The organism is Methanobrevibacter sp. (assembly GCF_017940815.1).
In the GTDB taxonomy this organism is placed as follows: Archaea; Methanobacteriota; Methanobacteria; order Methanobacteriales; family Methanobacteriaceae; genus Methanocatella.
The window spans coordinates 1-20313 of record NZ_JAGAXX010000033.1 but is presented as its reverse complement, the minus strand read 5'-3'; the positions used below and the strand labels follow the sequence as shown (position 1 = coordinate 20313).

The following is a 20313-nucleotide window of genomic DNA, read 5'->3' as shown; positions in this document are numbered from 1 at the left end:
GATAATAGTCATGAGTTTTCCGAATCTTCTTCTAACTGTAAAAACTTTTAGAGTTTGAACTTCACGTGCAATTTCTTCACAAACACAAAGTTCTTCAGGAAGCCCACATACATCACAGATTTTTGACATTTAATTCTCCTTTTGTTTTTCATTTAAAATTGTAAGAACACGAGCAATTGTTCTTTTTAATTCTCTAATTTTTCCAGGGTTTTCAACTACCCCAGCAGCTGCACTTTTAGAAACGTTTTTGGATAATTCAGTTCTGAGTTCAACTAATTTGTCTTGAATCTCATCAACTTCCATGTCCCAAATTTCTTTACTTCTTAAAATCGCCATTGTTCCAACTCTTTAGGATAATTAAATTTAAGTATTTAACTATCATCTTCTGCTGCCTCTCCAGCAGCTTCTTCTTCAACAACTTCTTCTAATTCGTCGAGATCTTCTACTTCTTCAATGATTTCTTCTTCGATGACTTCTTCGGTTTCAACATCGATTTCTTCTTCGATGACATCGCCGTCTTCTTCGATAATCATTTTTGGAGGAAGAATTTCAACGGAATCAGGCAATACAGTTTCCGGAGGCATAATTCTTACATAAATACCTAATACACCAGGTTTTAATTCAGCAGTAGCGAAACCTTCTTCTACTAATCTGATGGAAGGTTCTCCACATTTTTTGATGTATCCTTCAACGAATTTAGCTACAGCAGATCTAGAACCTCTGATTTTACCAGAAATAGTTACTTCTACACCTTGAGCACCTGCTCCCATGATTCTACGAATGGTGGAGTAAGCTACTCTTCTGAAGTGCATACCTCTTTGTAACATGTTAGAAATTTTGTAAGCCATGATTTTTGGGTTGAGTTCTGGAACTTCAACTTCTTTAACTTCAATTTGAGGATTGTCTAATCCAAATTCAGTTTTAAGAACGTTGGTAATAGTTCTAACGTTTTTACCTCCTCTACCAATAACCATACCAGGTCTTTCTGCGTAAACAATAACCATGGTACCTAAAGGAGTAATTTGAACTTCCATACCACCGTATCCAGCTCTTTCTAATTCTTTTTCTAAGTATTCATCAATTCTGGTTCTTCTAAGGCCTTCTGAAACGAAATCTTTTTCTATCATTAGTTAGCCTCCTGTAATACAATTTGAATATGAGTAGTAGGTGTGTTGAATGGAGTCATTCTACCGAATGCTCTTGGGATGTAACCAGGGATTACTACACCTCTGTGACTGGAAATATGTTCAATGAATAATTTTTCAGTGTCCATACCTTTGTATTCTGCATTAGCTTCAGCATTTTCTAAAACTTTTAAAATTTGTTCTGCAGCTTTTACAGGATATCTTCCAGCAGCCCATCCTTCTTGTCCTTTTCTGTGACCTACTTTTTTATTGTGTCTTTTGAAAGGAACAGATTTTTTCATTTCAATAACGTCTTCTAAGTAAGCTTTAGCTTTAGCGACGTCCATTCCTCTGATTGCACTGCAAATCTCAACACTGTGTTTTGGAGAAATCTTAAGAGATCTTGCCATAGCACGTGCAGTTTTTGCTTCATCAACTTCTTTATTATAAGCATATTTGTTAGCCATGTTCTAATCTCCTTATTTAAGTGGTACAAACATGGATGATCTTGTAGCACCCATACCTGGGTCTCCGTGTTGAACTCTTTTTCTGGTTGGTGCGTATTCACCGAAGTAATGACCAATCATTTCAGGTTCAATAGTAACTTCTACAAAATTTTGACCATCGTAAATACCGAAAGTGGTTCCAACCATTTCAGGTATAACAATCATGTCTCTACAGTGGGTCCTAATTACAACAGGACGACCATCTTTAGTTCCTTCTTTATTCAATTTTCTCATTTTATCCAAAACAATTTGTTGTCTTGGTAAGAATCCTCTTTTTAAAGATCTTCTTTGTCTTGCAGGGAATAATTCCATTACTTCCTCTAAAGACATGTCTTGAAGTTCTTCAAGAGTATAACCTTTATATTTAAATATTTTTCTTGCCAATGAAACACCCTCTATCTATCTTTTTAAACCTGTTCTTTTAGCTGCAATTGAACCAACTTTTCTTCCTGGTGGTGCGTGTCTGGAAACAGTAGTTGGACGACCAGGATGTTGTCTGTTACCTCCCCCGTGAGGGTGATCTACAGCGTTCATTGCTACTCCTCTTACAGTCATGAACTTCTTACCTTTAGCTTTATAAGCATGCCATTTTTTACCTGCTTTAAGGAATGGTTTATCTTTTCTTCCTCCACCAGCTACTACACCAATACTAGCACGGCAGTTAGGATTTAAGTATTTTAATTCCCCAGATGGTAATTCAACAACAGTTTGGTTAGCATCATGAGTAACAACATTAGCGTAAGTTCCGGAAGATCTTACAAAACGACCTCCATCTCCAGGAGTGTTTTCGATATCATAAATTGGAGTACCTTCAGGAATTTCAGCAAGTGGTAAGGTGTTACCGAATTTGATAGGAGCAGAAATACCACATTCGATTTCATCATCAACTTGAATGCTTTCAGGTGCTAAGATGTATTTCTTTTCACCATTTTCGAATTTTACTTCTGCAATAGGAGCGGTTCTTGCTGGATCGTGAACGATGTCAATAACTTTTCCTTTGATACTGCCTTCTTTTTCTAATGCATCGTAAGATCTGTATCTGATTTTGTCTTTAAAACGATGAGAAGCAACACGGTGAGCAGGAGTTCCTCTTCCTCTTCTTTGGTGGATTAATCGTTTACCCATTTTTCATTCCTCCTTAGAATACTCCTAATCTGACAGCAAGTTCTTCTGCCATTTCTTCTTCAACAAGTTTTATGTATGCTACTTTTACACCTTTAGTAGTAATGTGAGTGTTGACTTTTTCTACTTTTTCTTCGTATAAGTCTTCAAAAGCACGTTTGATTTGACCTTTGTTAGCTCTACGATCTACTACGAAAGTAATCTCATTGTTTAAATCGATTAAATTCATGGTTTTTTCAGTAACATGAGGTTTAATAATAATTGAATATGAATCCATAATAATCACCTATTTTTCCAAATTATTGGAATAAACCTCCTAACTTTTCAACAGCTGATTTAGTGTAAACAGTGAGTCTTCCTGGGTGAGTACCTGGTGCTAATAATTCAGCGTTTAAGTTTTCAACAACCACAACATCTACACCAGCGTGGTTTCTTGCACCTAAGGAAATTCCTTTATCTTCACCGACTACAACGAGAGGACCTTTAACTTTTTTGTATTTTCTTCCTCTTGTTTTTCCTCTACCAGCTCTAATTCTTTTACCTTCTTTTGCACGGATGACATCATCGTAAACTCCTAATTTTTCAAAGATTTCACGAGTTTGTTTAGTAGTTTTTACTTCTTCGATATCGTCTTCAACAATGATAGGTACTTGTTCTAAATCATCTACTTTGTGACCTCTGTTTTCAACAAGCTCTTTGTTGACAGTTGCTGCAACAGCAGATCTGATAGCAAATCTTCTTTCTTTAATATTGATTTTTTCATGATGATTTTTTTCAGCTCTGGTAGGATGTGCTTGTCTACCACCAATAGCCATTGGTACGAAAGCTGCTTTAGAACCATTTTTAATCCTAGGTACTCTTGCGGTACCTCTACCTGAACCCCATCCTTTAGCGGAGGTTCTTTTACCTGCCATTGGGTCATTACCCCATGGTTGTACTCTAGCAGATTGTGCTGAAAGTACAGCTCTTTTGATTAAATCTGGTCGGTATACTTCATCAAAAATAGCTGGAAGTTCAATTTCTTCTTTAACTTCCCCATTAATAGAATAAACATTAACTTTCATGATTATACCCCTTGTTTAGATTTTGTACTTATGTAGTTTATTTGAGGTATATCCTCAGCTTTATTATTAGGTCTAATAGGTTGTCTTAAGATTACTAATCTTTTGGAAGGACCTGGTAAGGAACCTTTAACTAAGACATAATCGTTTTTGACAAGTCCGTATTTTACAAATCCACCATCTGGGTTGATTTCGTCAACTTCATCAGCTGATGCGATTTTTAAAATTCTTTTATTGAATTCAGTTCTTTTGTGGTATCCCATTTGACCTGCTTGAGCTACAGTCCACATAGTTCTTCTTGGTGTCCAAGGACCAATAGAACCGACGTGTCTACCTTTACCTGCTCTTACAGCTTTACCATATTGAATTCTAATTCCCCATCTTTTTACTACACCTTGGAATCCTTTTCCTTTTGTAGTTGCAATTGCATCAACAAATTCTCCTTCATTGAAGATTTCGCTAGCTTTTACTTCATTACCTAATAATTCTAATGCAGTATTTAATTTTTCTTCAGGATTTGCTCCTCCAATTCCACATTCGAATATGTCTGGTTTTTTCTTAGGTACGCTAGTTACTTTTGGATTTGTGTGTACTAAGACTCTAATTTCTTCTGTGTTTTCTAATGCACCTTGTATTTTTGCAATAGCTTCAGATTTGTTGTATTCTTTAGGAAGGGAAATCTTCCTTGAAAGTTCTTGATCTAAATTGTCTGCAAGTACTTCGGTGATTACTTTCAAACCACGAGAAGTTTTTTCATAAGCTCTAATTCCCATTACTACGACCGGAGGCACTTCCAATACAGTTACAGGAGTGAAAACATCCATACCTTGAGTTGGAGAGTTTTTATCAGTGTCAGTCACTAAAGCGTGAGTCATACCGACTTTATAACCTGCGAGGCCGAGTAATTTTGGTTCATCAATTTGAGGCCAAGATTTTACTCTAGGGGTTTCTTTAGCTGCTCTTTTTCTTGGACTAAAAGCAACAGACCCTTTTCTTGGCTGGTGATGTCTAACCATTTAATTTAACCTCCTTATTAATATTTTTCCTTTATTTTTAATTATTTTAAATTTTTTGAATTAATAGCTCCAATAAAAGCCATTAAACAAGTTTTGATGAAATAACTTCATCGAAATGATAAATAGCTATAAACAAGTTTATAACTAGATAAACATTAAATTTCAATATATTCCATTGAGTTTAACATAATTGAAGCACAATAAAGAATATATTCAATGTATAAATCATTCTGTGCTAAGCATATTTCTAGGGAGTCCTAAAAATATAATCTGTATAAAAAGTTGAGCAAGTTATCTATTAGCGTGTAAAACTAATAATTTATAAAGAGAATTAAAATCTCATAAAGTTAAATAAAGAAAGTGTAGCGACAACTGCCTCTTCAGTTCTAACAGTTTCAGTTCCTTGTCCAGGAAGAGTATTTACTTTATATAAATCCCAATTTGGATTTGAAACGTCTTCTGCAATTGAAGAATAAGGGCCACCAAATAAAATAGCAATACTTTTACATTCATCTACTTTACATTTTAATTCATCAAAAATAGAATCAATATAATCCCCATATCTTGTAGTTTCCACAACAAGATCTGGCTTAATTAATTTTAAGCTATTTTTAAGACTCTTATTAGAGGAGATAACATTATATCCCCAGTAAACGTCATCTGGTTTATCAGGTGTGACTATTACTTCTTTCTTAGCAATTTTAGTAATCTTAAAGTCAAAAATTTTCTTGACTGTAAGTTGCTCTTTACAGAATGCAAGTTTATCCATACCTATATCAACGAAAGTTCCTTTCTTATTTCTCTTAACAGTGAAACCTTGTCTATAATCTCCCACGTCTGGTTGATTATTTACAGGATGATGAGGAGTCCTAAGCGGCGGAAGGATACCTACATGCTTGAGTTCAGCTTTTATAGGAATAGCTTGTCTCCTCAAGTATTGAGGTGTATTCATATAATTTAAAACTTCAGCAATAAAAGCTCCATCCTCTTTCCCATCAGCATTTTTTTCATGAGTATCATTATAGATAACCACATTATCTGCTTGAAAAATAGCTAAAGCTCTTGCTAAAATACCTACTTTATAAGTACGAATTTTAAGATCTTTAGACTCAGAAAGAAATGAGTTTGGAATAAATATAGATAGCTCATCTTTATACATTAGTAATACATTTGGCATGTAAACTATATAAAGATTACCCTACATTTATATAGCTATCACTAAATAGACTTACACATTTACAAAATATTATATCAATTATAATATCTGTAGCTCTTTTTATGCTACCAACTTTTTTATACTCAGAGAATATATTAATATAAAATATGTAACATCCACTATATAAAGGTATTGTTTTTTAGGTAAAAAATTAGATTTTTTTAAAAAATATAATTATTTTAATTCGGCTCTTATGACAATAACATCAACATTTTGCTTTTCTTTTGTGTGAAAATCATAAATTTTAGGAATTGGGAATTTATACCTGAAAATATGGGTTATTTCAAGATTATTGTCATTATAATATTTTATCAGAAATTCCTCAGTTGATGCCATGTGAAATGAGTACAACACATCACAATCAAGTTCAATAGATTTTTGTATAAATTTCAAATCCTGGCCCGCATCAGCATTTCTTTGAGATCCAAATGGAGGATTTTGAAATACAGTATTTAAATTGGTTGATTGATTAAAATCGCAAACATCGCTAACAATGAAATCTACATTGCCGACTTTCAGTTTATCTTTAACGTCATTTGCCAAATCAATGGAATCATCATCAATATCTACACCGATTGAATAATTTGCACCCATAAGTGCAGATCCAATTGCAAAAACTCCAGTACCGCACCCCAGGTCAATTATGTTCTTGTCTTCAATGTCTCCCAATGAGAATGCATTCCATATCAAATCCGAAGCTATGATTGATGGAGTGGTATACTGTTCAAGGCCAACCTTTGGCTTAGGATGAGCGGGTATTGATTGAAGCCTCATTTCCAAATGTTTTTTACGGGTAATTTTTTTCATCTTAATAAAATATTTAAATTATATAATATATAACTATATAACGAATAAATTACTTTGAGGTTTCAAATGTTTGAAAAAATATTAATTGCAAATAGAGGAGAAATCGCTATCAGAGTAATGCGTGCTTGTCGTGAACTCGACATCAAAAGCGTAGCAATCTACTCCGATGCGGACAAAACATCTCTTTACACAAATTATGCTGATGAAAGTTATCCTCTCGGAAACCCATCACCAGCTAAATCCTATTTGAATATTGAAAAAATCATCAATATTGCATTAGAATCTGGTGCTGATGCAATTCACCCAGGTTACGGATTTTTAGCTGAAAATGCAAAATTTGGTGAAGAATGTGAAAAAAATGGAATTAAGCTTATCGGACCAACTGGTGATGTGATCAATAAAATGGGAGACAAGATTACATCAAAAGCTCTTATGAAAAAGGCAGGAGTTCCAGTAATTGAAGGTACACCTGAAGGTGTCACTGACATTGAGGAAGCAAAAGAAATTGCTCGCCAAATCGGATACCCGGTAATCGTAAAAGCTTCCGCTGGTGGTGGAGGAATCGGTATGCGTGCAGTTTACGAAGAAGAAGAACTTGTACGTGCAATTGAATCAACACAATCCGTTGCTTCAACAAACTTTGGTGATTCCACAGTATTCATTGAAAAATATCTTGAAAAGCCACGCCACATTGAATTCCAATTACTAGCAGACGAACATGGTAACGTAGTTCACGTAGCTGACAGGGAATGTTCCATCCAAAGAAGACATCAAAAACTTCTAGAGGAAGCACCTTCCCCAATCATGACTGAAGAGTTAAGGGAAGAAATGGGTGGAAGTGCAGTTAAAGCAGCAGAATATATCGGATATAAAAGTGCAGGAACAGTAGAGTTCCTATATGACAATGGCGAATATTACTTCCTTGAGATGAACACCCGTATTCAAGTGGAACACCCAATTACAGAACTGGTCACAAACACAGACTTGATTAAAGAGCAAATTAAAATCGCAAACGGTGACGAGTTAAGCTATGAGCAAAAAGACATTCAAGTAACTGGACATGCTATCGAATGCCGTATTAACGCTGAAGACCCACTCAACGACTTTGCACCAAACCCGGGTAAAATCACTGGTTACAGGTCTCCTGGTGGACCTGGTGTACGTCTAGACAGTGGAGTTTACATGAACTATACCATTCCAACATTTTATGATTCAATGATTTCAAAATTAATTACTTATGGAAGAAACAGAAATGATGCAATCAACAGAATGAAAAGGGCATTAAGTGAATATATTATTTTAGGTGTAAAAACCACAATCCCATTCCATAAGGCAGTTTTAAGAAATCCTAACTTTGTTTCAGGTGACTTGAACACACACTTTATCGACACCTACAAAAAAGGTATTGAAGAAGAAATGAACAACGTCATTGCAGAGGACTTGGAACTTGTAAATAAAATGAAATCCACATTCATGCCAGGTAAAAAGATTGCAGCAATTTCCGCTGCGGTCGGGTCTTACCAAAACATGGCTAAAAATCAACAAATGCAAAAGAAATAAATTTTTGGAGATTTTTTAATGAGAAAAGAAATTATAGAATTATTGAAAAAAGAAAATAAGCTTTCAGATGAAGCAATCAATGAGCTTCAGGACATTAACATCCATGACTTTTCAGATATCATTAAAGAGATTGGACAGCAACCTACTGAACACATTAAGGCATCAGAAATCTCTAAGGATTTAGATACAAAATGGGCCGGAAGAAACTTATATATCTTTGATGAAGTGAAATCCACAAATACCGTCGCTAAATTTTTAGCGAAAAACGGTGCTGAAAACGGAACTGTAGTCATTTCAGAAAGACAAACAGATGCAAGAGGAAGATCAGGAAAAGCATGGGCATCACCTATTGGTGGAATCTGGTTATCATTAATCGTAAAGCCAAATGTTGATTATTCCAAGCTCCCAATGATTACAATAGGAACAGGTGTTGCTGTTGCAAAGGCAATTGAAAGGACCGGAATAAAATCCGCTGAAATCAAATGGCCTAACGACATTATCATTCATGACAAGAAAGTCTGTGGAATATTAACTGAAGCGGTTACCACATTCAATACAATCGACAGCGTAATTATCGGTGTTGGAATTGATGCTAACATTGACATTGAGGACTTCCCACAAGAACTGCAAGATGGAACAACAACACTTTCTGATGAACTCGGAAGAAAAGAGGACGAAAATGTTTTAATCAGAATGTTCCTGGAAGAATTTGAAAAAATCGGTGAAACATTCAACGACGGAGACTATGAATCAATTCTTAAGGATTGGAGAAAACGTTCATACAGTGTCGGTAAAATCGTTGAAGTTAGAGAACCGTTCAACAAAAACTATGACGCTTATGTTGTAGGTATTGGTAAGGAAGGGGCCCTAATCGTTGAAAAAATTGACGGAACCTTAGAAAAAGTAATTTCAGGAGAATGTATAATTAAAAAATAATGTTATGCTTAATGTATAACATTCTTATACATTTCCACCACATCACCAAAAAAAGCTTATTTTAAAAATAGATATTGAATTGACATCAACATGCCAATTAGTTAAAAATAATTTCTCTACATTTGTCTTCATCAACAATTACATCAAGTAACTTATTAAATGAAGATTCTAATTTTTCACTTAACTCAATTAAATCTAAGTTAAATGCATCATTTGTAGATAAATCAAATCTTATTGTTGCAGATGCACCGGGCATTCCTACAGCAGGAATTGTAATTATGCCGTGGTCCTTTAGCAAAATGAATGAAAGAACAAATGCCAAATCATTATCAGATAAATCATGATTAACATCGATCTCATTGGCCAATCCTTCAGCTGAGATTAAGACTCCGTTAGGTGTCTTTTCGAAGTTATCAAATCTCTTATCCAATATGTCGAAAAATTCATCTTTTCTTTCGAAACTTTTAATTAAATTATCTTCATTGAAGTTTTTGATACCGTTCAACATCGCAAGCACTGACGGTGGCTGTGCCTCAAGGCCAAATTGATTCACCTTAACCTTAATCTCATCAATCAAATCCTTACGACCTGCCATAAGGCCTCCCCTTGGACCTGGCATCAACTTATCAGTACTGGTAATTGCAATATCCGCTCCCAAATCACATGCACGAGGCTGGTTAAATACAACTGTTCTCAGTCTTGCTCCGGAAGCATCATCAACCATCACAGGAATGTTTTTATCGTGAGCCATTTCTATGACCTTTTTGAATTCATCTTCATCGATGACCTTAAGGTCCATTGTGGAACCGGTTATTACAACCAATGAAGTGTTGTCAGGTATTGAAAACTCTTCAAATACATCAGTCTCAAAGTAATTGGCTCCAACCAGTTTACAGCTGCGAGGTATTGACGGATGAGCCGGCAACTGTTCAAGATAATGCACAACATTAGTGTCCTTTTCCACTAGTGTCAATATTGTTGCAAGAATTCCTGAAGAAGTCCTGTTCAATGGCAGAACCTTTTCACCACCCATATGACCAATTCCAACCTCTTGAAGATCTTCTTCAAAAATAGCAGGCCCAACATAGGTTTCTAAAAGACTTAACTCAGAAGGACTAGCAATAAACCCTCCGGACAATCCTGTTAAATCAAATAAGAATTCTCTGCCCTTACCTTCAACAATACCCTTAATGATTGAAAGAGCTTTTTCCCTTTTTTTAACTTCATCTAAAGAATTATTAATTATCATTTATTCGGAGTCGTCTAATTGTAATTTGAAATCTTCAAAAAATTCAATGATTGATTTTAATTGCTTATCAGTGATCGGCACTCTAGCATACTCTTCATCTTCAGGAATTTCATAAATGTAATCAGCAAATAAAACTTTACCTTCAGGACTTGTGATAATAGTAATACCATCAGTGAGTTTATCAGGATTTTTATTATAGAATCCCATTTCAAAAGAGGTACCGAATTTTTCAGAGAACTTTGCTTTTTCTTCAGGTTCCCTGTTACATTTTCTAATTTTAGTCATTCTTGATTTCAATTTTTTTTCAGCGAGTTCTTCAATATTAGCCATTAAAAACACATCCCCTATTTTTAATCATATAAGTAATAATTAATTTAAAATATACTATACCTTAATTCATATATAAGTATTTTTATAATCGAAATAATTCAGTCATATAGACTGTTACCATGAGCATCCATTGCGACTATAAGCGGCCCAAAATCCTTGACTTTTAAATTCCACATGGCCTCTGGCATTCCTAAGTCCAACCAATCTACACTTTCGATTTCTTCAACAGCATCGACATATAATGCAGCACAACCACCAGTTGCAACAACATACACCGCTTCATTTCTAATTAAAGCTTCACGAACTGTATCGTCCATTCCACCTTTACCTATCACTATTTTAGGACCCATATCCAGCACATCACTTTGATATGGATTCATCCTCATGGAAGTTGTAGGTCCTACAGCCACCATCTTATAGCCTCCGTCCTCTTCAGTGATTATAGGTCCCGCATGGAAAAGAACGGCACCCTCAATATCCAATGGAGCACCTTGCTCAATAATGCGCTTATGTGCTTGGTCACGTGCAGTTATAATATTACCAGTTAAATAAACCACATCTCCTGCATTTAAATCTTTCAAATTTTCATCTTTAATCGGAACACTTAATTTTTTTTCCATTTATTACACCTTAATTTAGTAAAAATTTATTTATTAATAATACAAATCTATAACTATATAAATTTTTTAGATTTAATAAATTTAATGGCTAAAAATTATCGGGGAAAATATGTCAAGTATGAGCAGCGTGGCAGGATTGTCAAAATACATCAAGACACTGCCAAAAACTAAATATACAATATTGGGAATATTAATTTTAAGCTTTATAATAGGAAGCATTTATTATATAATTGATTTAACACCAAACCAAGGTGGAATGCTAGACTTCTTCTATGGAGGACTGTTAGGATTTATGGTTTTAGGTGTTGCATCCATAATGAGCGGTGCATTAAATCAACAAGTGATTAAATCATTGCATGGAATAAACCTAAAAATAAAACATTCAATGTTCTTATCCGGCGTTTCAGTGGCCATTTTAGGAATATTCATCCTTGGAGGATGCATCATTTCAAGAATAATCAATGTGGACATTTTTGTCAATTCAGCACTATTCGGATTAGTGATTATTTACGGATTTAACACATTGGTATTCTGGGCTACTTCAAAAGTCAGATTCACTGTCGCTGCAATAACCGGTTTTATCCAGCCAATACTCATCTTGACAATGTACATTTCAATTTCATTCTTATTTGTGGATACCAGTTTCATTGGTCCGGTACTTATCCAAGTAATGTTGAAGGCATTTATTGCTTCAGTAATATTTGTAATGGCAATCTATGCATTCATCACAATTATAGCCTCCCCATTTAAGAAAAACTTAGGAATAGGGGTTTTAGATTTATTAAGCTTATTTATCGCACACATGAATGAAGGATCAAACTCCCTTGAAGGATTATTTGAAAACATGAGTGAAGCGATTGACACTATTGTCACATTTGTCAGTTTCAAAACAGAAAATGGCATCAAGGCACTGTTCATTTCCCCATCTGTTCATCCGGGTCCATTGGGAGACCTTGGAGGATCAAACATGCCTACAATTCTTGCAAACAGATTCGACCATTTCACAATGGTTGCTCATGGACCGTCCACTCACGACTTCAACCCTATCGCAGTTTCAGAAATCGACAAGGTTGAAAATTCCGTGAAAACTGGATTGGCCAAAGTGGAATACTCCGAAGACGCAAGTAAATTCATAAGATACAACTCAGGAAAAGCAAATATTGGAGTCCAATTCTTTAATGACGGTATGGTCATCCTATCCACATTTGCCCCTGAAGCTGTTGACGACATTGAATTCGGTGTTGGACTGACAATGATGGCACAAAGCAGAAGCAGATGCAAAGTTAATGACTCAATCATTGTTGATTGTCACAATTCATTCACTCCTGAAAGTGGAGAGGTCTTGCCTGGAAACTCAGAAGTGTTCCAGCTAATGGACGTTATCGACAAGATCAATCCTAAACCTGAAAGATTCGAAATCAAGGTCGGGTGCTATGAAGATACAATGGGCGACCTTGACAAGCATGAGGGAATCGGTGAAAGCGGTATAAAAACCATGATTGTAGAAGTTGACAGCCAAAGAACCGCATATGTTTTATTCGATTCCAACAATATGGAAAGAGGATTCAGACAGGAAATCATTGACGCAGTAAGTGATTTGGAAATAGACGAAATTGAAGTTATGACAACTGACACACATACTGTCAACACACTTTCAAGAGGTTATAACCCAATTGGAATTGCTAAAAGAAAAGAAATTATAGAATATGTAAAAATCAGCATAAACGAAGCGATTAAAGATTTAGAAAAAGTAGAGGTTGGAACTGGAACCAGTAAAATAGAAAATCTTAACACATTCGGTCCTAAAAACTCAACCGAATTGATTTCAACAATCAGTTCAGTTGTGGCCGTCAGTAAGATTATAGCTCCAGTCTTGCTTATTACAGCATTATTAATTGTATTTATATGGATATTCTACGGCGGATTATAGATACATTACAAATAATGTATATGCAATAACCCAAGTAAAGTAAAATGGTGAAATTCCATCCCATAACCATTGGGAGAATCCAGAAATCTCTTCACCAGCAAATTTTTGACAAAATTGGCCGACAAAATATAATATAATTACTGCAACGAAAAACGCAAATACATCATTTTTGAATCCTAACCAACCTAAGGATAAAGCAGCTGAAAGCAACGCAGCTATGAGTCCAAAAACAATGTGAATACTTGTAACTTTGATAGTTGTGTCCATTCATATCCTCCATAAAATTAAATAGATTAATATAATTTTAGTTATTATAATATATTAAAGTATTGATTAATAAAAAAGGTGTTAAACTATGAAGTCCATGTCTAATGTAGACATTTATACAGTAAGTAATGAACTAAATAATTTATTGAGTGGTGCTAGGGTCGATAAATCATTCCAACCAACTAAAGATATTGTTGTTATGAGATTCCATGTACCCGGAACTGGAAGAATTGATTTGGTAATGCAATGCGGTTCCAGAATACACACCAGCCAATATCCACTTGAAAATCCAACAAACCCTCCAACATTTCCTATGCTTTTGAGAAAAAGAGTTAAGGGAGCGCATGTTGAAAGCATAAAGCAGCACAATTTCGATCGTGTAGTTGAAATAAGAGTTAAAAAAGACAAGTATTATACAATCATTGTTGAACTCTTTGACAAAGGAAACATTATTCTTTTGGATGATGAAAACAATATCATACTGCCATTGAAAAGAAAACATTGGAGTAACAGGGACATAAGCTCCAAAAAGGAATACATATTCCCAGAAGAACGTGGAATAAATCCAATGACCGTCACTGAAGAGGAATTTAAAAATTTGTTCGAGGATGATGAAAGTGATGCAGTGCGTACACTTGCTAGAAATGGACTTGGAAGCTTATATGCTGAAGAAATCATTAAAAGAGCAAATGAAACCATTGAACTCGATAAGAATACACCAAACAATGAATTAACCCCTGATCAAATACTTGCATTATTTAATGGATTTAAAGACTTATTCAATAGTTTAACAGACGAATCAATCAAACCACAAATTGTTAAGAAAGATTCCAAAGAGGATGTCGTTGCACTAGACTTGAAAAAATACGACGATTATGAAAAAACTTATTACGACACATTTAATGAAGCCTGTGATGAGTTTTACTCCAAAAAAGTCAACACCGACATAAAAAACATCAAGGAATCAGCATGGAACAAGAAGGTAAACAAGTTTGAAAAAAGATTACATTTACAAGAAGAAACACTTGATAATTTTTACAAGACTATCGAAGATAGTCAACATAAAGGAGAGGTTATTTATTCTAATTACACCACCATTGAAAATGTGATTAATGTTGTAAACCAAGCAAGGAGTAACGATTACTCTTTTAAAGAAATTGGCAAAACTTTGAAAAAGGCTAAAAAGGACGGGATGGCAGAAGCCCAAATTTATGAAAGCATAGACAAAATGGGAGTTTTAACCCTAAACATCGATGACACTTCATTGATTATAGATCCAAAATTGACCATTCCGGAAAATGCTGAAAATTATTATGAAAAAGCTAAAAAAGCTAAAAGAAAAACAAAAGGTGCTTTAATAGCTATCGAAAATACCAAAAAACAACTTGAAAAAATCAAAGCCAAAAAGGACGTTGCAATGGAAAACATAGCAGTGCCTAAAAAGAGAGTCAAAAAGAATCTCAAATGGTATGAGAAGCTTAGATGGTTCATAAGCTCAGACAATATTCTGGTTGTCGGAGGGCGTGACGCCAACAGTAACGAGAATGTCGTTAAGAAATATCTGGACCCTAACGACATTTACTTGCATGCGGATATACACGGTGCAACATCCACTGCAATAAAATTAAACGGCAATGAATTAAATGACAATATTCTTAAAGAATCAGGGGAGTTTGCAGCATCATTTTCATCTGCTTGGTCAATGGGATTCACATCCCAGGACGTATTCTGGGTCCATCCGGACCAAGTTACAAAAACCCCCGAATCAGGAGAATTTTTGCCTAAAGGTTCCTTTGTAATAAGAGGCCATAGAAACTATATTAGGGGTGCAAGAGTAAAGCTTGCTATTGGAATCGTGGATTATGAAGGAAAAAGAATAATGGCAGGACCAATAGATGCAGTTGAGGCACATTGTAACAACTATGTCGTGATAAAACCTGGTTTTACAAAAAAAGAAGCAATAGCTAAAAAAATCATCGGCAGAATAAATGAAGATGATCTCTTGACATTAGACGACATAATCAGAGTATTGCCATCTGGAAAATGCGATATTGATGAAGAATATCATCAAAGAAAAAAATATGAAAAGAATTAATCCTGATAATCTTCAGGATTATATTCAAAATACTCGTCAGGATTCATAACCACAACATCGATGTTTGGGTTGAACTGACTTACAAAATTAGCGAATATAGCCGGGTCTTGTTCTATAGGTGGGAAAGTATTGTAATGCATTGGAATAACTACTTTTGGATTCATCCACATTGTACCAAGAGCAGCTTCAAAAGGACCCATAGTAAATTTATCACCAATAGGGACCATCACAATATCAGGTTTGTAAATTGCACCAATAATATCTTTCATGTCACCGAATAAACCAGTATCACCAGCATGGAATATTTTAGTTCCATCCTCAAAGGTTATTAAAAAGCTTGCAGCAACTCCTCCAGGAACTGTTTCTTCAACCATATCAATATCGGATGAGTGTTTAGCTTCAAGCATTGTGAACTTAATATTTCTATAAATAAAAGATCCGCCGATATTCACACTAATGTTTCTTATCCCTTGTTTAGCTAAAAAGAGTGATATCTCATGAATACATGCAACCGGAGCATTGGTGCTGTTGGAAATTTCCAATGCATCACCAAAGTGGTCTGAATGTCCATGAGTAAGTAAAATAATATCTGGATTTAACTCTTCAACAGGAACCTGGCAAGCAGGATTGTTGCTAATGAAAGGATCAATTAAAATCCTAACATCATCATCAGATATTATCTCGAATGCAGAATGGCCTAACCATCTTATCTCCATTAAGCCACACCACCAGCACTAGCCATGAGGACTGCATCATCTAAATTAGATGCGATATTCCAAGTTTTTTCAAAGTCAGCGCGAATATTTGAAATAGAGTTTCTATCATTATAAATAGCACCATATTCCATATCATCCTTACCTTCAGAAATAATCATAGCGTAAGAATCATCAGTTATCAAATTAATAGCATGTACTCTAGGAACGGTTTTAATGTGAACCCCTTGTTTTAAAAGGGAAGATATCAAGAACATGTAAGACATGTCTGAAACATCAAATTCATTAATGATTACCCTAGAATAAATGGTGGGCACATGAGATAAAAACCTATCTGATAAATCTTTTAATGATGGGATTTCCAACATGATTTCTTTATTAACATTGACAGCTAAGCTTTCAAAAGCCTCTCTGGAAGTTAAAACTCCATCATCAGAAAGAATGTAACTATTTAATGATTTTGGAACTGGTAAGCTTTCCGGATTATTAACATCGATTTTGATATCCCTAGCAGGAACTTCCGGAACGATCTTTCTTGGATGTTCTAAAACTGGTTCCAATACATGTTCTGGTTCGGATAACGCTTGTTGAATAGTAGCAGTATTATCTCTTACCGGTTCAACAATGAATTCCTGAACATCATTTACCTCATAATCAGAAGAACGTCTTTTAGGAGACCTTGTTACCTTTAACGGTTTACCATAATGAGGAGTAAACTCAAGTTGATTGTCAAAATTGACATCGCTTTCTTTTTGAGGAACCACATTTAAAACAGCTTTTGGATTGTCTTTTAAAGATGAACCCAAGTAATCTTTACCCTGTGAATTTAAATAAGATTCACTAGGACCTTCATCAGGATAGTCCTCAAATACTAATTCCCCATATTCTTCATCATCATAATCATTATAATCTCTGCGAATTTTTAAAGGACCCTCATTTTCATTGGATTTTTTATTACTCATAAATGAAGAGGAATCCCCTTCACGAGATTCAATAAACTCTTTAATCATATTAGTTGTTCTGTCAGCATTTGAATCAACAAAATAGCTTGCCATCAAGATAATTCCTACAATTGCAATGATGACACCCACTATTAAAAGAATGTCTATTAGGTTATAGACACTTGCTTCATATGCTATGAGAATACCAATTACAAATAAAATAAAACCTGAAACTAATTTTATTGTATTTCCCACGTTTTCACCCTTATCAATTATTATCACTCTATTATTTAACTATTAATTAATTTATTTAACACTATTTATAAAGTTAATGGAAAAATACACCAAAATAAATAGAAAAAAAGAATTTAGTAATACTTATTATACAAATAGTAATATTAATATAGTATTAAAACTTAAATTAATTTGGTGGTAACATGACTGAAATGAAAAAATTCATTAATGAAAATTCTGGCCAAGGCGCAGCAGAATACATTCTCCTATTCGGAGGAGTTATTGTTATTGCATTACTTGCATTAACAATATACAGATCATATATGAACACAAGTGATGTTAGTTTAAAAGCAAAAGACGACATCATAGATGTTCGAAACACCATACTCGACAACAGAACCCATGTTTAGAAAAAAACTTGACAACAGGGGACAGGGAAGCGCTGAACTAATTCTCATAATAGGAGGATTGATAGTGATAGTGCTTTTAGTCGGAAGTTATATGTCAAATATAACAGAAAAAACACAAAATAATATTCAAAACTTATTAAAAACAGAACGAGATTTCCTAATAAATAAAATATGAAAAATGAGAGTATCACTCTCTATTTTCCAACCAATAAAGTATTTAAAATTTCTTTCCAAGATTCAGAGTTAATATTGTTTAAGTTCATTGCAGTTCTTGATAAAACTCTTATATCTTGAGGACATGCAGTTACACATGCACCACACAAGTTACAAAATGCTAAATCAGTAACAGACTTACCATCAACAATACTTACCGCATTACATGGACATACATCAAGACAAGCATGACAAGAATCTCCTTTACAAAGTTTCTCATCAGTTTCAATTAATTCTAAAGTGCCTTCAAATGGTTTAGTTATTGTAATTGCATCAGTAGGACATATTTCAGAACACCATGAACAGTTGACACAGGATTCCTCTGAAATGAATGTATCACCAGTGATTTCAGGAACTGGAATTTCTTCCCTCAACATACAAGTAGAACAGATTTGTTTGATTGCATTTTCAGGACATACTCTCTTACATACTCCACAGAAAATACATTTGGAAAGGTCTACCTCAATAGAATTGTTTAACACATCCACACTTGATGTTGGAACATTTTTAACTGTAATAGCTCCTGCAGGACATAGATCTGCACAGAATGAACAATAAATACATGCATCCTTATTAATTTCAATTTCTCCTCTAACCAAATCTACTGGATTAGGAAGCTTCCTTTCAAATAGAATAGAATCTCTCGGACAAACTGAATAGCATCTACCACAGTAGATACAATCTTCATCATCCACTTTTGATTCGACATCCCACACTGGATAAGATTTCATATCTTTAACAGCTACACCATCGATTGTTAATGATAATGAATCAAATGGACAAGCTACTGAACATAAACCACAGAATACACAAGAGTCAGCATTAACAGAAACCAAATCCATTTCTATTAAACCTCTTGCTATAGGTACAATAGGCCCTAATCTTAAAGAATCAGTCGGACAAACATTGACACATATTCCACAGCCCACACAATTTTTATCTTTGTAAGATAATTTACGGTGTTCTTCACCCTCTCTCTCAATATTAAACATATTATCCCTCATGCTTTAGATATGGCTTGATTTGGACAATTTTGTATACAAAGATCACAGTCATCACAGTTTTCAGGAACGATTTTAACGTCGCCATCTTCCTCGATGATTGCTCCTTGTTCACAAAGTTTAATACATAATCCTTGAACTGGACAATCTTGGATATGTCCACAAGAATCAGAATCAATTTTTACTGCCATATAACCACCTCGATTTTACATAAAAAAAATTTTTATGTCAATTAAATATTTATCGAAATGCACATATAAACATATCGATAATTTTTTTTGATTATTTGATGAAATTCCCATTTTGATTAATTTCGCCACGCCTAATTCGAGTGGAAGAGATAGGATTTCCATCATAGGCTAATACAAAACTAACAACAACAATATCAATAGGTTTCATTCCTTTAGAAACACGAATATCATTAATCTCAACTGCAGTAGGTTCAGTCTCCTCACTGACCACGATAGCCTCAAAATCAGAGTCATAAATTGTAGTTCCATATGGATCTTCCAAAGGAATAACTATAAAATTTGACTTATCCGAAAAAAAAGATTTAAGATTATCCATTCTCACTTTACAAGAATCAATATCTCCTTTTAAACCTCCAAATGCATCAGAAGTCACTCCAATTTCTATTTCCTCACCTATTTCAAAAGCAGTTGATAATAACTTTTTATGACCATCATGAAACTTATCAAAAGTTCCCCCTACAGCCACCTTTTTATATCTTTTAGAATTCATGATATTGTCCTAATATTAGCTTGCTGTTTAAGTATTTATTAAAACTGTTTAATATAAGTAGCTATAAAAAAAAGAAAATAATTTTTAAGGGAATTCTCCATAATTCTGTAATTTACTTTTTTTAATTATTTCATTAGATTATTGTTATTTTTATGTTGGATTTTCATAAAACGAGTGTATTTTCTGTTATTTTGATTTTAATGGATTATTTTTCTTTTTTG

At 34.4% G+C, this 20313-nt stretch carries 25 protein-coding genes and 1 pseudogene; 6 read left to right on the top strand and 20 right to left on the bottom strand.

Annotated elements, in window-relative coordinates:
* The 11 genes and pseudogenes from ILA26_RS04545 to ILA26_RS04495 all read right to left on the bottom strand — a co-directional run.
* Positions 1-129 (bottom strand): annotated as a pseudogene (locus ILA26_RS04545) (stress response translation initiation inhibitor YciH); the annotation flags it as partial.
* Positions 130-336: a 50S ribosomal protein L29 gene (rpmC, locus tag ILA26_RS04540; RefSeq protein ID WP_116591334.1), complete on the bottom strand. Its 207-nt coding sequence runs from the start codon at positions 334-336 to the stop codon at positions 130-132.
* A 35-nt stretch (positions 337-371) separates the two neighbouring features.
* Complete coding sequence (locus ILA26_RS04535) at positions 372-1127, bottom strand: 30S ribosomal protein S3 (protein ID WP_292894562.1); 756 nt, start codon at positions 1125-1127, stop codon at positions 372-374.
* Positions 1127-1591 carry a 50S ribosomal protein L22 gene (locus tag ILA26_RS04530; RefSeq protein ID WP_292894559.1) on the bottom strand — a complete coding sequence of 155 codons (465 nt, stop codon included), beginning with the start codon at positions 1589-1591 and terminating at the stop codon, positions 1127-1129. The genes ILA26_RS04535 and ILA26_RS04530 overlap by 1 nt, the downstream gene beginning before the upstream one ends.
* A 12-nt stretch (positions 1592-1603) precedes the next feature.
* Positions 1604-2014: a 30S ribosomal protein S19 gene (gene rpsS, locus ILA26_RS04525; RefSeq protein ID WP_292894556.1), complete on the bottom strand. Its 411-nt coding sequence runs from the start codon at positions 2012-2014 to the stop codon at positions 1604-1606.
* Positions 2015-2029: 15 nt separating this feature from the next.
* The gene (locus ILA26_RS04520; protein ID WP_292894553.1) at positions 2030-2755 is read right to left on the bottom strand and encodes a 50S ribosomal protein L2; all 726 of its coding nucleotides are present in this window, start codon (positions 2753-2755) and stop codon (positions 2030-2032) included.
* A 13-nt stretch (positions 2756-2768) separates the two neighbouring features.
* On the bottom strand, positions 2769-3029 hold the full coding sequence (locus tag ILA26_RS04515) for a 50S ribosomal protein L23 (protein ID WP_292894550.1): 261 nt from the start codon (positions 3027-3029) through the stop codon (positions 2769-2771).
* A gap of 22 nt (positions 3030-3051) precedes the next feature.
* On the bottom strand, positions 3052-3816 hold the full coding sequence (gene rpl4p / locus ILA26_RS04510; RefSeq protein WP_292894547.1) for a 50S ribosomal protein L4: 765 nt from the start codon (positions 3814-3816) through the stop codon (positions 3052-3054).
* A 2-nt stretch (positions 3817-3818) separates the two neighbouring features.
* On the bottom strand, positions 3819-4829 hold the full coding sequence (gene rpl3p / locus ILA26_RS04505) for a 50S ribosomal protein L3 (protein WP_292894544.1): 1011 nt from the start codon (positions 4827-4829) through the stop codon (positions 3819-3821).
* A gap of 331 nt (positions 4830-5160) precedes the next feature.
* The gene (locus ILA26_RS04500; protein WP_292894539.1) at positions 5161-5988 is read right to left on the bottom strand and encodes a putative RNA uridine N3 methyltransferase; all 828 of its coding nucleotides are present in this window, start codon (positions 5986-5988) and stop codon (positions 5161-5163) included.
* Positions 5989-6219: 231 nt separating this feature from the next.
* Complete coding sequence (locus ILA26_RS04495; protein ID WP_292894536.1) at positions 6220-6852, bottom strand: METTL5 family protein; 633 nt, start codon at positions 6850-6852, stop codon at positions 6220-6222.
* 66 nt (positions 6853-6918) lie between these two features.
* Between ILA26_RS04495 and ILA26_RS04490 the strand changes: the two genes are divergently transcribed.
* Both ILA26_RS04490 and ILA26_RS04485 read left to right on the top strand, forming a co-directional pair.
* Positions 6919-8412: an acetyl-CoA carboxylase biotin carboxylase subunit gene (locus tag ILA26_RS04490; RefSeq protein ID WP_292894533.1), complete on the top strand. Its 1494-nt coding sequence runs from the start codon at positions 6919-6921 to the stop codon at positions 8410-8412.
* 18 nt (positions 8413-8430) lie between these two features.
* On the top strand, positions 8431-9348 hold the full coding sequence (locus ILA26_RS04485) for a biotin--[acetyl-CoA-carboxylase] ligase (protein ID WP_292894530.1): 918 nt from the start codon (positions 8431-8433) through the stop codon (positions 9346-9348).
* Between the two features lie 97 nt (positions 9349-9445).
* On the opposite strand, the gene ILA26_RS04480 is transcribed toward ILA26_RS04485, so the two are convergent.
* The 3 genes from ILA26_RS04480 to ILA26_RS04470 form a co-directional block, all read right to left on the bottom strand.
* Positions 9446-10597, bottom strand: coding sequence for a TIGR03576 family pyridoxal phosphate-dependent enzyme (locus ILA26_RS04480; protein WP_292894527.1), 1152 nt, complete (start codon positions 10595-10597; stop codon positions 9446-9448).
* Positions 10598-10927, bottom strand: a complete 330-nt coding sequence (locus tag ILA26_RS04475) for a hypothetical protein (protein WP_292894524.1) — start codon at positions 10925-10927, stop codon at positions 10598-10600.
* A gap of 98 nt (positions 10928-11025) precedes the next feature.
* The gene (locus ILA26_RS04470) at positions 11026-11547 is read right to left on the bottom strand and encodes a FumA C-terminus/TtdB family hydratase beta subunit (RefSeq protein WP_292894521.1); all 522 of its coding nucleotides are present in this window, start codon (positions 11545-11547) and stop codon (positions 11026-11028) included.
* 109 nt (positions 11548-11656) lie between these two features.
* On the opposite strand from ILA26_RS04470, the gene ILA26_RS04465 reads away from it, so the two are divergent.
* The gene (locus ILA26_RS04465; RefSeq protein WP_292894518.1) at positions 11657-13477 is read left to right on the top strand and encodes a DUF2070 family protein; all 1821 of its coding nucleotides are present in this window, start codon (positions 11657-11659) and stop codon (positions 13475-13477) included.
* Here the strand turns inward: ILA26_RS04465 and ILA26_RS04460 are convergent.
* On the bottom strand, positions 13472-13744 hold the full coding sequence (locus ILA26_RS04460) for a hypothetical protein (RefSeq protein ID WP_292894515.1): 273 nt from the start codon (positions 13742-13744) through the stop codon (positions 13472-13474). The two genes, ILA26_RS04465 and ILA26_RS04460, sit on opposite strands and share 6 nt — an antisense overlap.
* An 88-nt stretch (positions 13745-13832) precedes the next feature.
* On the opposite strand from ILA26_RS04460, the gene rqcH reads away from it, so the two are divergent.
* Positions 13833-15839: a ribosome rescue protein RqcH gene (gene rqcH, locus ILA26_RS04455; protein WP_292894512.1), complete on the top strand. Its 2007-nt coding sequence runs from the start codon at positions 13833-13835 to the stop codon at positions 15837-15839.
* Here the strand turns inward: rqcH and ILA26_RS04450 are convergent.
* Both ILA26_RS04450 and ILA26_RS04445 read right to left on the bottom strand, forming a co-directional pair.
* On the bottom strand, positions 15836-16555 hold the full coding sequence (locus ILA26_RS04450; protein WP_292894509.1) for a metal-dependent hydrolase: 720 nt from the start codon (positions 16553-16555) through the stop codon (positions 15836-15838). The genes rqcH and ILA26_RS04450 overlap by 4 nt on opposite strands.
* A complete protein-coding gene (locus ILA26_RS04445; RefSeq protein WP_292894506.1) occupies positions 16555-17748 on the bottom strand; it encodes a hypothetical protein in 1194 nt (397 codons plus the stop codon). The genes ILA26_RS04450 and ILA26_RS04445 overlap by 1 nt, the downstream gene beginning before the upstream one ends.
* Before the next feature lie 182 nt (positions 17749-17930).
* Here ILA26_RS04445 and ILA26_RS04440 point away from each other — a divergent pair, with 182 nt between their 5' ends.
* Both ILA26_RS04440 and ILA26_RS04435 read left to right on the top strand, forming a co-directional pair.
* Positions 17931-18137, top strand: coding sequence for a class III signal peptide-containing protein (locus ILA26_RS04440; RefSeq protein ID WP_292894503.1), 207 nt, complete (start codon positions 17931-17933; stop codon positions 18135-18137).
* On the top strand, positions 18097-18312 hold the full coding sequence (locus ILA26_RS04435; RefSeq protein ID WP_366514879.1) for a class III signal peptide-containing protein: 216 nt from the start codon (positions 18097-18099) through the stop codon (positions 18310-18312). Before ILA26_RS04440 ends, ILA26_RS04435 begins: the two co-directional genes overlap by 41 nt.
* A 19-nt stretch (positions 18313-18331) precedes the next feature.
* Here ILA26_RS04435 and fwdF read toward each other — a convergent pair whose 3' ends face one another.
* The 3 genes from fwdF to ILA26_RS04420 form a co-directional block, all read right to left on the bottom strand.
* A complete protein-coding gene (gene fwdF, locus ILA26_RS04430; protein ID WP_292894497.1) occupies positions 18332-19342 on the bottom strand; it encodes a tungsten-dependent formylmethanofuran dehydrogenase subunit FwdF in 1011 nt (336 codons plus the stop codon).
* Positions 19343-19350: 8 nt separating this feature from the next.
* The gene (locus ILA26_RS04425; RefSeq protein WP_292894494.1) at positions 19351-19542 is read right to left on the bottom strand and encodes a 4Fe-4S binding protein; all 192 of its coding nucleotides are present in this window, start codon (positions 19540-19542) and stop codon (positions 19351-19353) included.
* Positions 19543-19633: 91 nt separating this feature from the next.
* The gene (locus ILA26_RS04420) at positions 19634-20092 is read right to left on the bottom strand and encodes a phosphopantetheine adenylyltransferase (protein WP_292894491.1); all 459 of its coding nucleotides are present in this window, start codon (positions 20090-20092) and stop codon (positions 19634-19636) included.
* Positions 20093-20313: the final 221 nt, after the last annotated feature.

Bases quoted from the DNA above. Each gene is read 5' to 3' on its own strand.
- ILA26_RS04440 (WP_292894503.1), top strand. From the start codon at position 17,931: ATGACTGAAATGAAAAAATTCATTAATGAAAATTCTGGCCAAGGCGCA.
- ILA26_RS04520 (WP_292894553.1), bottom strand. From the start codon at position 2,755: ATGGGTAAACGATTAATCCACCAAAGAAGAGGAAGAGGAACTCCTGCT.
- ILA26_RS04480 (WP_292894527.1), bottom strand. From the start codon at position 10,597: ATGATAATTAATAATTCTTTAGATGAAGTTAAAAAAAGGGAAAAAGCT.
- ILA26_RS04530 (WP_292894559.1), bottom strand. From the start codon at position 1,591: ATGGCTAACAAATATGCTTATAATAAAGAAGTTGATGAAGCAAAAACT.
- rpl4p (WP_292894547.1), bottom strand. From the start codon at position 3,816: ATGAAAGTTAATGTTTATTCTATTAATGGGGAAGTTAAAGAAGAAATT.
- ILA26_RS04500 (WP_292894539.1), bottom strand. From the start codon at position 5,988: ATGTATAAAGATGAGCTATCTATATTTATTCCAAACTCATTTCTTTCT.
- rqcH (WP_292894512.1), top strand. From the start codon at position 13,833: ATGAAGTCCATGTCTAATGTAGACATTTATACAGTAAGTAATGAACTA.
- ILA26_RS04465 (WP_292894518.1), top strand. From the start codon at position 11,657: ATGTCAAGTATGAGCAGCGTGGCAGGATTGTCAAAATACATCAAGACA.
- rpl3p (WP_292894544.1), bottom strand. From the start codon at position 4,829: ATGGTTAGACATCACCAGCCAAGAAAAGGGTCTGTTGCTTTTAGTCCA.
- fwdF (WP_292894497.1), bottom strand. From the start codon at position 19,342: ATGTTTAATATTGAGAGAGAGGGTGAAGAACACCGTAAATTATCTTAC.
- ILA26_RS04420 (WP_292894491.1), bottom strand. From the start codon at position 20,092: ATGAATTCTAAAAGATATAAAAAGGTGGCTGTAGGGGGAACTTTTGAT.
- ILA26_RS04425 (WP_292894494.1), bottom strand. From the start codon at position 19,542: ATGGCAGTAAAAATTGATTCTGATTCTTGTGGACATATCCAAGATTGT.
- ILA26_RS04490 (WP_292894533.1), top strand. From the start codon at position 6,919: ATGTTTGAAAAAATATTAATTGCAAATAGAGGAGAAATCGCTATCAGA.
- ILA26_RS04450 (WP_292894509.1), bottom strand. From the start codon at position 16,555: ATGGAGATAAGATGGTTAGGCCATTCTGCATTCGAGATAATATCTGAT.
- ILA26_RS04435 (WP_366514879.1), top strand. From the start codon at position 18,097: ATGTTCGAAACACCATACTCGACAACAGAACCCATGTTTAGAAAAAAA.
- ILA26_RS04485 (WP_292894530.1), top strand. From the start codon at position 8,431: ATGAGAAAAGAAATTATAGAATTATTGAAAAAAGAAAATAAGCTTTCA.
- ILA26_RS04460 (WP_292894515.1), bottom strand. From the start codon at position 13,744: ATGGACACAACTATCAAAGTTACAAGTATTCACATTGTTTTTGGACTC.
- ILA26_RS04470 (WP_292894521.1), bottom strand. From the start codon at position 11,547: ATGGAAAAAAAATTAAGTGTTCCGATTAAAGATGAAAATTTGAAAGAT.
- ILA26_RS04535 (WP_292894562.1), bottom strand. From the start codon at position 1,127: ATGATAGAAAAAGATTTCGTTTCAGAAGGCCTTAGAAGAACCAGAATT.
- rpmC (WP_116591334.1), bottom strand. From the start codon at position 336: ATGGCGATTTTAAGAAGTAAAGAAATTTGGGACATGGAAGTTGATGAG.
- ILA26_RS04495 (WP_292894536.1), bottom strand. From the start codon at position 6,852: ATGAAAAAAATTACCCGTAAAAAACATTTGGAAATGAGGCTTCAATCA.
- ILA26_RS04475 (WP_292894524.1), bottom strand. From the start codon at position 10,927: ATGGCTAATATTGAAGAACTCGCTGAAAAAAAATTGAAATCAAGAATG.
- ILA26_RS04515 (WP_292894550.1), bottom strand. From the start codon at position 3,029: ATGGATTCATATTCAATTATTATTAAACCTCATGTTACTGAAAAAACC.